At 65.0% G+C, this 13,044-nt stretch carries 11 protein-coding genes and 1 tRNA gene; 6 read left to right on the top strand and 6 right to left on the bottom strand.

Annotation, left to right across the window (positions count from 1 at the left end; genetic code table 11):
* Nucleotides 1-61 precede the first annotated feature (61 nt).
* Genes QF050_RS07325 through QF050_RS07315 form a run of 3 tightly spaced genes read right to left on the bottom strand, consistent with a single transcriptional unit; the run spans nucleotide 62 to nucleotide 1,679 of the window.
* Nucleotides 62-973 carry an NUDIX hydrolase gene (locus QF050_RS07325; protein WP_308929843.1) on the bottom strand — a complete coding sequence of 304 codons (912 nt, stop codon included), beginning with the start codon at nucleotides 971-973 and terminating at the stop codon, nucleotides 62-64.
* A gap of 15 nt (nucleotides 974-988) precedes the next feature.
* Complete coding sequence (locus QF050_RS07320; RefSeq protein WP_308929842.1) at nucleotides 989-1,522, bottom strand: RidA family protein; 534 nt, start codon at nucleotides 1,520-1,522, stop codon at nucleotides 989-991.
* 1 nt (nucleotide 1,523) lies between these two features.
* Nucleotides 1,524-1,679 carry a DUF4177 domain-containing protein gene (locus tag QF050_RS07315; protein WP_009359196.1) on the bottom strand — a complete coding sequence of 52 codons (156 nt, stop codon included), beginning with the start codon at nucleotides 1,677-1,679 and terminating at the stop codon, nucleotides 1,524-1,526.
* On the opposite strand from QF050_RS07315, the gene QF050_RS07310 reads away from it, so the two are divergent.
* The 5 genes from QF050_RS07310 (at nucleotide 1,678) to QF050_RS07290 (ending at nucleotide 8,903) form a co-directional block, all read left to right on the top strand.
* Nucleotides 1,678-4,029: a transglycosylase domain-containing protein gene (locus QF050_RS07310; RefSeq protein ID WP_308929841.1), complete on the top strand. Its 2,352-nt coding sequence runs from the start codon at nucleotides 1,678-1,680 to the stop codon at nucleotides 4,027-4,029. The genes QF050_RS07315 and QF050_RS07310 overlap by 2 nt on opposite strands.
* Nucleotides 4,030-4,034: 5 nt before the next feature.
* Nucleotides 4,035-4,979: a metallophosphoesterase gene (locus QF050_RS07305; protein ID WP_308929840.1), complete on the top strand. Its 945-nt coding sequence runs from the start codon at nucleotides 4,035-4,037 to the stop codon at nucleotides 4,977-4,979.
* Nucleotides 4,980-5,111: 132 nt separating this feature from the next.
* Complete coding sequence (locus QF050_RS07300) at nucleotides 5,112-6,920, top strand: ABC transporter ATP-binding protein (protein WP_308929839.1); 1,809 nt, start codon at nucleotides 5,112-5,114, stop codon at nucleotides 6,918-6,920.
* Complete coding sequence (locus tag QF050_RS07295; protein ID WP_308929838.1) at nucleotides 6,917-8,743, top strand: ABC transporter ATP-binding protein; 1,827 nt, start codon at nucleotides 6,917-6,919, stop codon at nucleotides 8,741-8,743. The genes QF050_RS07300 and QF050_RS07295 overlap by 4 nt, the downstream gene beginning before the upstream one ends.
* Before the next feature lie 83 nt (nucleotides 8,744-8,826).
* Nucleotides 8,827-8,903 (top strand) — tRNA-Pro (locus tag QF050_RS07290).
* 158 nt (nucleotides 8,904-9,061) lie between these two features.
* Here QF050_RS07290 and QF050_RS07285 read toward each other — a convergent pair.
* Nucleotides 9,062-9,292: a hypothetical protein gene (locus QF050_RS07285; protein ID WP_308929837.1), complete on the bottom strand. Its 231-nt coding sequence runs from the start codon at nucleotides 9,290-9,292 to the stop codon at nucleotides 9,062-9,064.
* Between the two features lie 129 nt (nucleotides 9,293-9,421).
* Here QF050_RS07285 and QF050_RS07280 point away from each other — a divergent pair, with 129 nt between their 5' ends.
* Nucleotides 9,422-10,687 carry a helix-turn-helix transcriptional regulator gene (locus QF050_RS07280; RefSeq protein ID WP_308929836.1) on the top strand — a complete coding sequence of 422 codons (1,266 nt, stop codon included), beginning with the start codon at nucleotides 9,422-9,424 and terminating at the stop codon, nucleotides 10,685-10,687.
* Between the two features lie 50 nt (nucleotides 10,688-10,737).
* Here the strand turns inward: QF050_RS07280 and QF050_RS07275 are convergent, their stop codons facing one another.
* Nucleotides 10,738-11,676: a phosphoribosylaminoimidazolesuccinocarboxamide synthase gene (locus QF050_RS07275; protein ID WP_308929835.1), complete on the bottom strand. Its 939-nt coding sequence runs from the start codon at nucleotides 11,674-11,676 to the stop codon at nucleotides 10,738-10,740.
* A gap of 1 nt (nucleotide 11,677) precedes the next feature.
* Nucleotides 11,678-12,994, bottom strand: a complete 1,317-nt coding sequence (purD, locus tag QF050_RS07270; protein ID WP_308932121.1) for a phosphoribosylamine--glycine ligase — start codon at nucleotides 12,992-12,994, stop codon at nucleotides 11,678-11,680.
* Nucleotides 12,995-13,044: the final 50 nt, after the last annotated feature.

Raw genomic sequence — 13,044 nt, 5'->3', positions numbered from 1 at the left:
AGAGCCCGGTGGTTGAGCCTGTCGAAACCCAGCCGGGATCGACGGGCTCAACCATTGGGCTTCAGCGTTCGCGCTGGTGGTCCCCTGCCACGGTCTTGGCGGCCTCGACCTCAAGCATGAGCTTGCCGTCTTCTTCGACCAGGACCGGCTGGTAAACGTGCGGTTTGCGCTTATAGCTCAGGTAGGCGATGCAGCCGTTGGCCGCTGCCATCTTTTCGATCATGATCACCGAGCCGGGAACCAGCAGCTCACCCAGGGGCCGGCCCACGGTGTTTTCCTGGCCGGCTTCGTCGCCAAGCGCTGTGCTGCTCCGTTCCTGCACCACCTGCGCCGCGTTGACCCATCTTCCCCACACGCCCTTGCCCTCAAGCAGCGAGGGTTCCTGGCCCAGCGGCACAGTGGCGGCAAAGTACCGGGTGTCGAACCGGCGGTGGGCAAAGTCGGGGCTGCGCCAGTTCACGAGGGATTTGAGCAGATCGGTTCGCAGGGAAAGGCCACGCTTACCCAGGACCTGCGCCAGCGTCTTCTCCTGGTCCGCGACGGCGATGCGGGCACGCATCCACTCAATTGAGGACGTGGCTTCCACGGTGTTGGACATGTCCGGACCGGCCAGCAGGATGCCCGTCTCTTCGAAGAGCTCCCGGATGGCACCCACCACGTGGCGACGCGCCAGCCCGACGTCGGCCGTTCCCATCTGCTCAGCCCAATGCTGCGGTGAGGGGCCCAGCCAACCCATGGCGTCGTCGTCGGCCGGGTCAAGGGAACCGCCGGGGAAGGCGAGGACACCCAACGGGGAGGAGCCGGGCCGGTAACCCAGCCACGTTTCCAGGCCGGTGGGGGAATCACGCAGGAGGACAACAGAAGAGGCGTAGCGCGCGGCCCGGGGAGTCCGCTCGCCGTGTTCGAGCCAGCTCTGAGCCGCCCCTTCAAGGTCCTGGGGAAGCGCAAAAAGGCGTCGTGCGAGGTGAGGCAAGGGAAGCGACCGGTCCTAGCTGAATTCGGCGATCAGTTCGACTTCTACGGGAGAGTCGAGCGGAAGAACGGAAACGCCGACGGCGGAACGCGCGTGCTGCCCGGCGTCTCCCAGGACGCGGCCCAGCAGTTCCGAAGCACCGTTGATGACGGCGGGCTGGCCCGTGAACGACGGATCGGAGGAAACGAATCCCACCACCTTGACGATGCGGGTGATCCGGTCCAGGTCGCCGATGACGCTCTTGACCGCGGCCAAGGCGTTCACGGCACACACGGCGGCATACTTCTGCGCGTCTTCGGGGGACACCGTGGGCTCGTCGGCGAACCCTTCGGTACCGGCGGATACCTTGCCCGTAGCTTCGAGTTTGCCGTTAATAAACGGCAGCTGGCCTGAAGTGTAGACATGGTTGCCGGAGACAATGGCGGGGACGTAGGACGCCACGGGAGCGGCGACCTCCGGAAGGGTGATGCCAAGTTCCGCCAGGCGCTGTTCGACGGCGGATGCGGGCGCCGTTGCGGCGCCGGACAGGGCTTCTGCGGGGATGCACATGCTACTGCTTCTCCCTCTTCAGGTAGGCGACAAGGCCGTTCCCGTCAGGTCCGGGCACCACCTGGACAAGCTCCCAGCCGTCCTCCCCCCACTGGTCGAGGATCTGTTTGGTGGCGTGAATAATGAGCGGAATCGTCGCGTACTCCCATTTGGTCATGACAGAAAGCGTAGCCCTTGACGGTAAAGTGGAAAACATGGCGACTCGCAACAACCCCTTATTCGACACTGCCACCACACTGGGTAAGATCCTTCTTTTCCTCGGTGTGAGCGCGATTTGCGGTGTCCTGGTGGCGGGCCTTCTGGTCCCTGCCGCTGCCGTCTCCGGCAGCGCGGCAAGCGGTTCCATCAACTTCTTCGATTCCCTCCCTGCGGAACTGAAGGTTGATCCGCCCAACCAGACCACCAGGATTCTGGCTGCGGACGGCAGTGAGATCGCCAGCGTGTTCACGGAGAACCGCACCAAGGTTCCGCTGGACCAGATTTCCCCGAACATGAAGAACGCCATCATCGCGGTGGAGGACAGCAGGTTCTACGAGCACGGCGGTGTGGACACCACCGGCATCCTGCGCGCGCTGGTCGCCACCGCCCGCGGCAACAAGCAGGGTGCGTCCACCATCACCCAGCAGTACGTCAACAACGTGCTCAATGCGAACCTCGCAGCGGCCGGCGAAGAGGAGCAAATCAAGCTCAACGGCGTCAACAAGGGCGTGGGCGACAAGCTCCGCGAGATGAAGCTCTCCATCGCCCTCGAGAAGGAGTTCACCAAGGACCAGATCCTTGAGGGCTACCTGAACATCGTCTTCTTCAACCGGGATGCGTACGGCATCGAGGCCGCCTCCCGCTACTTCTTCAGCACCACGGCCAAGGACCTGACCCTGCCGCAGGCAGCGCTCCTGGCCGGCCTGGTGAACAGCCCGTCCGCCTTCGATCCCATCACCAACCCGGAGAAGTCCAAGCAGCGCCGCGACCTGGTGCTGGGACTGATGAAGGACCAGGGCAAGATCACCGCGGACGAATACCAGGCCGCCGTTGCCACTCCGGTTGAACCGAAGGTAACCCAGCCCAAGCAGGGCTGCGCCTATGCGGTCACCGCGCCGTATTTCTGCGACTACGTCCTGCACCTGCTGGAGAACAACCCGGCCTATGGTGCGGAAGTCAAGGACCGCCAGCGACTCATTTACGGTGGCGGCCTGACGATCACCACAACCCTGGACCCCAAGGCGCAGGCCACGGCCCAGGAACAGTCCGATGCCGCTGCCGGCGCCAACCCTGATAAATGGGGCGCGTCGATGGTGTCGGTGCAGCCCGGCACGGGCAAGATCATTTCCATGGCCCAGAACACGTCGTTCCTGGCCGGCGCGGGAGGCTTTAACTCGCAGTTGAACTTCAACGTCGATCAGCTGGACAAGGACGGAAACGACCTCAACGGCGTCGGCGGGTTCCAGCCGGGATCCACCATGAAGCCGTTCACCTTTGCCGAGTGGCTCAATGAGGGCAAAACCATGAACACCGTGGTTAATGCCGCCCAGCGCGTCTACCCCATCGGCTACCCGTGGAAGAACACTTGCGGGAAGGTCCAGGGCGCCTACAGCACGGCGCAGAAGAACGCAGGCCTGGATGCGACTGATGACCTCCAGAACGCCGAGCCCCAGTGGTACCGCCCGCTCACCGTCCTCGAGGGGCTCTACAACTCCATCAACACGGTGACGTTTGCGTCCGCCGCACAGCTGGACTTCTGCGGCATCCAAAAGATGGTCGACGCCGTTGGCCTGCACAGCGGCCTCCCGTCAACGGATGGCAGCGAGCCGAACCCCAAGGTGAACATGATGACACTGGGCAACCTGCTGGGGTCCACGCAGACGTCGCCGCTCACCATGGCCAGCGCGTTCGCCACGTTCGCGAACGACGGCAAGTACTGCGAACCGATCGCGATCACCTCGGTCACCGATGCCACGGGCAAGCAGCTGCCGGCCCAGTCGAGCAACTGCCGCGACGCTGTCAAGCCCGAGGTTGCCCGCGGTGTGAACTATGCACTGCAGGAAGTCATGAACAGGGGTTCGGGCTCGTTGATCCAGCCGCGCCTTTCGACCAAGACAAGCTTCCCGATCGGCGCCAAGACCGGTACGTCGAACAACAACGGTTCCACCTGGGTTGTGGGCCACACCACGGGCCTGGCTACGGCTGCATGGTTCGGTGACCCCTTGGGTAACCAGGGCCGTGCCGGCCAGAACATCACCGTCAACGGAAAGTTCTACCCAGGCATTGACGGTTACATGATTGCCGGTCCCATGTTCTCGAACTTCATGACGAAGATCGCGCCGGGCTACGGCACCAACCCGTTCCCGGCACCGCCGAGCAACATGGTCAACGGAACAACTCCCAACTCGGCCCCCGCCCAGAGCAGCCCGCAGGCCACGCAGGCGCCTACAGCCCCTGCAACCCAGGCTCCCGCCACCCCGGCACCGGCCCCGGCCCCGAGCAAGAACGGCAACAATGGCAAGGGCTAGCACGCATGAGCATCGATAGCCTGGCAAGCCGGGCCCGTTCTATCGGGCGCGGCTTTGCCGTTGCTGCAGGTGCCGGAACGGCGGCCGGGATGGCGGCCTTCGGCTACGGTTTGTGGGAGAAGAACCAGTTCGTCGTCCGCGAGGAGAGCTTGGCCATCCTCCCGCCCGGGCGCAACCCGTTCCGCGTCCTGCACGTGAGCGACATCCACTTTGTGCCGGGGCAGCAGAAGAAGGCCCAGTGGCTCGCCTCCTTGGCAGACCTGGAGCCCGACCTGGTGGTGAATACCGGCGACAACCTCAGCCATGTGAAAGCCGTGGACCCGCTCCTTTCTGCGTTGAAGCCGCTGCTGCAGTTTCCGGGCGTCTTTGTTCCGGGCTCCAACGACTACTTCGCTCCCACGCTCAAGAACCCCGCGTCCTACCTGCTGGGACCCTCCAAGGCCGCGCCGAAGCCGACGGCACTGGATTGGCCGCGTCTCCGGTCCGGGTTCGGCATGGGCGGCTGGGTGGACCTGACCAACCGCCACCAGTCCCTGATCCTGAACGGCATGCGCTTCGACTTCTCCGGCGTTGACGATCCGCACCTGAACCGCGAGCGGTACGCCGGCTGGCCCCGCGGAACGGTCAACCAGGACGCCAACGACCACCTCAAGGTCGCGGTCATCCACGCCCCGTACCAGCGGGTGCTGGACCACTTCACGGAAGCCGGCGCGGACCTCCTGCTCGCGGGCCACACGCATGGCGGCCAGTTGTGCATCCCGGGGTACGGCGCCGTCGTCGCCAACTGCGACCTGCCCACCTGGCGCGCGAAAGGCCTCAACGACTGGTCAAACAACGGGCGCACGACGCCGGTCAACGTCTCCGGCGGCATCGGCACCTCGCGCTTCGCCCCGGTAAGGATCGCCTGCAAGCCGGAGGCAGTCCTGCTGACGTTGACCTCCCGAGGCTGACCAGCCCATTACGGACTGCAATAACTGGGCAAGCCGGCCGGCCGGGCGGCGACCCCTGTGAATCGTCTCACCCCATGGCATAGGGTAGTTGCTAGAGGAAACTACATTCGTTTTAGAGCTTGAGAAGCGGGCATGGCCAAGCAGACTCCATTTTTCAGATCAATCAGCCGTCTTTATCCGCACGTCCGGCCCATCATCCCCCGGCTTTTGCTGGGGCTTCTCTGTGCGCTGGCGGCAAGTATCGTTGCCCTGACCATCCCCCAGGTACTGCGGGTCCTGGTCAATACGGCATTGCAGCCGGGGGCTACCACGGACGGGGTGTGGATTTCCGCCGGCGTCATCCTGCTGCTGGGCATCGCCGAGGCCGGGCTGGTGGCGCTCCGCCGGCAGTTTGTCATCAACCCCGCCACCACGGTGGAAACCAGGATGCGGGTCTCGCTCTACGACCACCTGCAGGAATTGACCGTCTCCTTCCACGACCGCTGGGGTTCGGGCCAGCTGCTGTCCAGGGCCATGACGGACTTGAACTTCCTCCGCCGGTGGATGGCCTTCGGCGCCATCATGCTGGTGGTCACTACCCTCACCGTGATTATCGGGATCGTGGCCATGTTCGCCATGAGCTGGCAGCTGGCGCTGATTTTCCTGGCCGCCGCCGTGCCCATCACGATCAACAGCTTCCGGTTCCGCACCCGGTTCAGCAAAGTGGCGCGGCGCAGCCAGGACCAGGCAGGCGACCTCGCCACCACGGTGGAGGAATCGGTCCACGGCATCCGCGTGCTCAAGGCGTTTGGCCGCAGCCGTGAAGCCCTCGAGAATTTCAACGAACAAGCCGAGGAACTGCGCCAGACGGAAATCGAGAAGGCACGCCACCAGGCCACGTTCACCATGGTGGTCACCCTGCTCCCCGAACTCGCGCTGGGATCCGGCCTGGTGGTGGGCGTCATGCTGTGCGCCAGCGGCCAGCTGAGCATCGGCTCCCTGGTGGCGTTCTTCGCAACGGCCGCCGTCATCGCCTCGCCCGTGGAATTCTCCGGCATGCTGCTCGCCATGGCACTCACGGCCAAGACCGCCGTCGACCGCCACTACGAAGTGATGGATACGCAGAACACCATCGCCAGCCCCGCCGAACCCCGCCGCCCGGGCGAACTGGCAGGCGCGCTGCGCTTCGAAAACGCAACGTTCGCCTTTGAGGACGCGCCGGACAAACCGATCCTCAAGGACATCAACCTTGAGGTGCGGCCCGGCGAAACCATGGCCCTGGTGGGCATCACCGGCAGCGGCAAGAGCGCGCTCATCCAGCTGGTCCCCCGCCTCTACGACGTCACGGACGGTACCATCAGCATCGATGGAGTGGACATCCGCGACTTCGACGTCGAGGAACTGCGCAGGATCGTCGGGGTGGCGTTCGAGGACACTACGCTCTTCTCCAATTCCGTGCGGGACAACGTCCTGCTCGGCGCGCCGGTACGCAGCGACGAGGTCCTGGAGGAGGCCTTGGACGTGGCGCAGGCGCATTTCTCCCATTCCCTGCCACAGGGCGTGGACACGCTGATCGGCGAGGAAGGCCTGAGCTTGTCCGGCGGCCAGCGCCAGCGCATTGCCCTGGCACGCGCCATCGCCGCCCGTCCACGTGTCCTGGTCCTGGATGATCCCCTCTCCGCCCTGGACGTCCACACCGAGGAACTGGTGGAAGCCCGCCTCCGCGAGGTGCTCAAGGACACCACCACCCTGATCGTGGCCCACCGGCCGTCCACGGTGGCCCTGGCCGACCGGGTGGCACTGCTGGAGGACGGCCGTATCACCGCCGTCGGCACGCACACGGAACTGCTGGCCCGCAACCAGCACTACCGGTACGTCATCGCCAGCCTGGACCGTGAGCCGCGGGACCTTGACTCCGAACTGTCCGCGCTTGAGGACCAGGCAGAGGAAGTGACCCGATGAGCACGGCAACGTTCGGCACCGCCAACGAGGACAACGCCCACCTGAGCAAGAGTGACAGCAGGGCGGTTCGACGACGGTCGCTCGCCTTGCTGGGGTCGCTGATCCGGCCGGTGCGGGTACGGTTCTGGCTGACCATCGCCATGGTGGTCCTTTCCCAGGCAGCCCGGGTGGCCGGCCCGGCACTGATCGCTTTCGGGATCGACCATGCACTCCCGGCCCTCCGGTCCGGGGACAACCTCCCGCTGGTGTTTACCGGCGTCGCCTACCTTCTGGCGGCCATCGCGACGGCAGGCCTCACCGCCCTGTATGTCACCTCCACGGCGCGGCTGAGCCAGGCCATGCTGCTGGACCTGCGCGTCCGTGTCTTCCGGCATACCCAGCGGCTCAGCCTGGAGTTCCACGAGAAGTACACGTCCGGCCGGATCATTGCCCGCCAGACCTCGGACCTGGAGGCGTTGCGCGAGCTCCTCGATTCCGGCGTCAGTTCGCTGGCCTCGGGGATGCTCTTCATGGCGTTCACCGCCGCCACCATCTTTGCCCTGGACTGGCGCAGCGGCCTGCTGGTCCTGGCCGCCGGCGTGCCCATGTTCTTCCTGGCCCGCTGGTACCAGAAGCATTCCCAGATCGCCTTCCGCGAATCAAGGGTGGTTTCGGCACGGCTGATCGTGCACTTCGTGGAAACCATGACCGGCATCCGCGCGGTCAAGGCCTTCCGCAAGGAGAAGGAAAACTCCCAGACCTACGGAGACCTCGCCGAAAACTACCGCCTGGTCACCGTCCGGTCCATCAACCTCAACGGCATCTTCCAGCCGGGCCTGGTGCTGATCGGCAACGTTTGCGTGGCTGTGGTGCTGCTGTTCGGCGGATTCCGGGTACTGGGCGGAGACCTGGCAGTGGGCGTGCTCCTAGGCCTCATCCTCTCCACCAAGCGGTTCTTCCAGCCCGTGGACCAGATGGCCATGTTCTACAACTCGTTCCAGAGCGCGCAGGCCGCCCTTGAAAAGGTGTCCGGGCTCCTCGAAGAGGTACCCACGGTCCGGCCGCCGAAGAACCCGGTCCCGCTTCCCGAAGCCACCGGGCGCATCGACTTCAAGGACGTGGAATTCCGCTACGGCGACGGGCCCGTGGTGGTACCCCTGCTGAACCTGCGTATCCCGGCCGGGCAAACAGTTGCCCTGGTGGGACAGACCGGTGCCGGCAAGTCCACCCTGGCCAAACTCATCGCCCGGTTCTACGACGTCACGTCGGGAAACCTGACCTTGGACGGCGTGGACCTCCGCGACCTGGCCACCACCGACCTGCGCAGGAACATCGTCATGGTCACCCAGGAAGCTTTCCTGTTCAGCGGCTCGGTGGCCGACAACATCGCACTCGGCCGGCCGGAAGCAACGCGTGCCGAGATCGAGGAAGCCGCGAAGGCCGTCGGGGCGCACGACTTCATCCTGGAACTCCCCGAAGGCTACGACACCGACGTCAACAAACGCGGCGGCAGGGTTTCCTCCGGGCAGCGGCAGCTGATCAGCTTCGCCCGGGCGTTCCTGGCGCGGCCGGCTGTGCTGATCCTGGACGAGGCCACGTCGTCCCTGGACATCCCGTCGGAACGGCTGGTGCAGGCCGGGCTGGCCCGCCTGCTCGCCGGGACGGAGGCTGCGCGCAGGACGGCGCTGATCATCGCGCACCGGTTGTCCACGGTTGAAACGGCCGACAGGGTGCTGGTGGTGCACGACGGCCGGATCGTGGAGGACGGCACGCCCGAGGAACTGATCGGCGGCGGCGGCCGCTTCGCGGACCTGCACGGGGCATGGAAGGATTCCCTGGTCTAAGCCCCCGGCCACGCCCGGGGCATCCGGATTTCGCATCGGGCCCCGCCATCGGCTATCCTTGTAAAGTTGCTTTTGCAGCGGATCGGGATGTAGCGCAGCTTGGTAGCGCGCTTCGTTCGGGACGAAGAGGTCGCAGGTTCAAATCCTGTCATCCCGACCATAACGAAAAGAGGGTCTCCATTGGAGGCCCTCTTTCCGTATCTCTATTTGGTTACGGCCCCCACCGGAAACCGCCACCAGAAAGGTACCGTTCCTTAAAAGGAATGGCCCCGGAGCAACTGCTCCGGGGCCATCCTCGCCTCCTGGTGAGGAAGCTGTTTATGCAGGATCAGGCCAGTTGCCCACGTACGTGGTGACAGTAGTAGTAGTAGTCGTGCTGGTGCTCTTGTCCTTCTTCACCTTTGCGGAGGCGGGGTCAGGCCAGTTGCCTACTGCTACCGACACACTCGAATTATCGGCGACGGAGCCTGAGGCCAGGACAGCCGGAGCTGCCGCGGAAAAAGCCAGGGCCCCGGCCAGGACGGCCGCGGTTGCGATCTTCTTGAACATATAAGTTCCTCAATACGAGTCGGATTCGTTACAAAGCCAGCACTGTCCTTGTTGACACACATTGTAAAATATTTTCCACAGGGGCTGTCAAGCATCCAGCAGCCCCACTTGTCCAAAAGGAGGATACGCGTGGGCAACGGGTTCGGAGAAAAGCTCCGCGCGGAGCGCCTTGAGCGCGGACTGACACAGGCCGAACTGGGCAAGGACCTGTACTCACCAAGCTATATTTCGCTGCTGGAAACCGGCCGGCGCGAACCGACCGCGGAAGTTATCGAGGAACTGGCGCGCAGGCTGGAGCTGGCGCCGAAGGCCTTGGAGGCCTGGAGCCAACCCATTTCCGTCAGCGACGCCGAATACGTACTGGCCGGCCTCTACGCCCGGCAGGCGTGGGACCTGCGCGATTACCCCTTGGCGGCAAGCCACGCGGCCACGGCCGCGAAGATCGCCCTCGAGGGGCGGAACACCAGTGCGTGGTGGAACATGACGTACATGCAGGCCGAGTGCCTTATCAAGCAGGGCAACTGGCGGGAAGCCCAAAAGATCATGCAGCACCTGCTGGAGCATCCGATGGCCAGGGAATCGGCAGGGCTTGCCGTCCGGGCACACCAGATGCTCGCTGGAATCTACCAGGGGCAAGGCCAGCTGAGCCTCGCCGTGGACCAGGGAATCCAGGCGGTGGACCTGTGCAGGCAGCTGCCCAAGGGATCAACCCTGATCATCAACGCCCACCACGCCCTGATCGGTGCGCTGGCCGAAAGCGGACGGCTTGATGAAGCCTGGGGGTATTGCCAGGCCATGATCGAGCATGTGGACGAATTCTCGATGAGCCAGCTCGCCGGCGAGGTGGCCTGGGTGGTGGGAAACGTCGCCTTCATGCGGCACGACTACACGGAGGGCGTGAAGCACCACGAACGGGCAGCCCGGCTGCTCTCCCCCGCCAATGACATCGGGCTGTGGGCCCGGTTCAACAAGGCATCAGCAGCGGTGCGGCTGTCCTCCGGAATCGTCGAGCCGGAAACCCTGTCCGCGATCGAACGTGCCGAGTTGGCATTGTCGATCGTGGGTGGAAACAAGTCCGACGAGCTGGAGGTGGCGTTCATCCGCGCCCGCTGGCTGTACCTGACCGGGGACATTGTGGCCGCCGTCGAGAAACTCCGCGAAATCCACGCCGAGCGTGCAAGCCTCGCCAAGCACACAGCCGGTGAGGTCTCACTCCTCCTGGGCAAGTCACTCAAGGCCGCCGGTGACACCGACGAAGCCCTGGTGCACCTGGAGGAAGCCCAGAAGGCCTTCGCCGCGGCAGGCGCCCAGGATCGGGTCCAGCAGGCTTTGGACGCGATCCTTGAAATCAAGCTGGCCCAGAAACGCGCGGCAGCGGCGGCGAAAGCCAGCTGACCAAACCAGGTGGAACCCGCCTTGGCGGGTCCACCTGGCTTAGCCTCGGGTCAGGAGAATTTCTTTCCGGTGATCATCTCGTACGCTTCGACGTACCGGCTGCGGGTGCGTTCCACCACGTCAGCGGGCAGCGCCGGAGGCGGGGTGTCGGATGACCTGTCCCAACCGGACTCGGCAGAGGTCAGCCAGTCCCGCACGTACTGCTTGTCGTACGAAGGCTGGGCCTGGCCCGGCTTGTAGGTTGCCGCATCCCAGAAACGGGAAGAATCAGGGGTCAGCACCTCGTCGCCCAGGGTGATGGACCCGGAGACGGCGTCGTAGCCGAACTCCACCTTGGTGTCCGCCAGGATGATGCCGCGTTCCCGCGCCACCTTCTCCGCCGTCGTGTAGATCTTCAGGGTCAGCTCGCTCAGGCGGGCAGCGATGTCATCCCCCACCAGCGCCACCACGGCGTCATAGGTGATGTTCTCGTCGTGCTCGCCGATCAGTGCCTTGGCCGACGGCGTGAAGATGGCGTGCTCCAGCCGGGATCCATCCACCAGCCCCTCCGGAAGCGGGATATCGCACACCGTCCCGGACGCCCTATACTCCAGCAGCCCGGAACCCGTGAGGTAGCCGCGGGCAATGCACTCCACCGGGAACATGTCCAGCTTCTTGCAGATCATGGCCCGGCCTTCCACGGCGGCAGGCACGCCATCGTCCACCGTGGACCCGAGCACATGGTGCTCAACGCCCAACTGGTCGAACCACCAGAGGCTCAGCTGGGTGAGGATGCGGCCCTTGTCCGGGATCTCGCTGGAGAGCACGTGGTCATAGGCGCTGATGCGGTCGCTGGCCACCACCAGGACGCAGTCCTGGCCCAGTCGCTGAACAATCGATTCGTCGGCCGGTTCGTAGAGGTCTCGCACCTTGCCGGAGTAGACGTGCGCCCATCCCGGCAGGTCCAGGGTGTCGGCGGCGTAGCCGCGGTTCTCTGAAGTTCCACTCATGTCAGGCCTTCGCTTTCACTACGGGCAGCGATCCGGTGGCGCCGTACGGCACTTTGATTTCCCCGCGGGCGGCCTTGCGGCCAATGTCGCTGCGGTACTGGGAGCCTTCCAGCTGGACCAGCTCGACGCCGTCGTACGCTCGTTCCCGAGCCTCCACCAGGTCGCTGCCGAGGGCGACGACGGCCAGGACGCGGCCGCCGGCTGAGACCACCTTGCCCTCGTCGTCCAGAGCAGTTCCGGCGTGGATGACGTGCACACCCTCGAGGGCGTCCACTTTCTTCAGCCCGCGGATGCGGTCACCGGTGCGGGGAGTGCCAGGGTAGTTTTCGGAGGCCACGACGACGGCGACGGCGGAGTCCTTGGACCAGCGCAGCTCCTCTGCCTTGTCCAGTTCGCCCTTGGCGGCGGCCATGAGCAGCGCACCCAGGGGGGTCTTGAGCCGGGCGAGGACCGCCTGCGTTTCGGGATCGCCGAAGCGGACGTTGAATTCGATAACGCGGGTTCCGCGGGAGGTGAGCGCCAACCCCACGAAGAGCACGCCCACGAACGGCGTGCCGCGGCGCGCCATTTCGTTCACGGTGGGCTGCGCCACCCGGTCAAGGACTTCCTGCACGAGGCCCTCGGGGGCCCAATCGAGCGGGGTGTAGGCGCCCATGCCTCCTGTGTTGGGGCCGTCGTCGTTGTCGAAGATCCGCTTGAAATCCTGGGCAGGTGAAAGGGCTACCGTGTTCTGCCCGTCGCAGAGGACAAAGAGGGAAACCTCCGGTCCGTCCAGGAACTCCTCGATCACCACGGATCCGCCGGCGTCGAAGCAGGACTGGGCGTGGGCGAGGGCTTCGTCCCGGTTGCTGGTGACCACCACGCCCTTTCCGGCCGCCAGGCCATCGTCTTTTACGACGTAGGGCGCCCCGAAGGTGTCCAGCGCGGACCCAGCTTCCTCGGAGTTGGTGGCCACCATGGCCATGGCCGTGGGAACGCCTGCCTCCGCCATGACCTCCTTGGCGAACGCTTTCGACGCCTCAAGTTGCGCTGCTGCCTTGCTGGGGCCGAAAACGGGAATGCCGGCGGCCCGCACGGCGTCGGACACGCCGGCGGCCAGCGGAGCCTCGGGACCCACCACCACGAGGTCAACGGTTAGCCGGGCAGCCAGTTCGGCAACAGCCTGGGGATCATTGCCGTTGATGTCGTAGGTGGGCACCAGCTTGCTGATACCGGCATTGCCGGGCGCCGCGTGGACTTCGGACACGTTGGGGTCGGCAAGCAGGGAGCGGACAATGGCGTGTTCGCGGCCTCCGGGGCCAATGACGAGTACCTTCACAGTCTCCAAGGGTACTTTGTGCACCCTTCCCGCTCCTAAGCTGTGACCTT

This window comes from Arthrobacter sp. SLBN-112 (assembly GCF_030944625.1).
In the GTDB taxonomy this organism is placed as follows: Bacteria; Actinomycetota; Actinomycetes; order Actinomycetales; family Micrococcaceae; genus Arthrobacter.
This window is presented reverse-complemented; position numbering and strand designations above follow the sequence as displayed.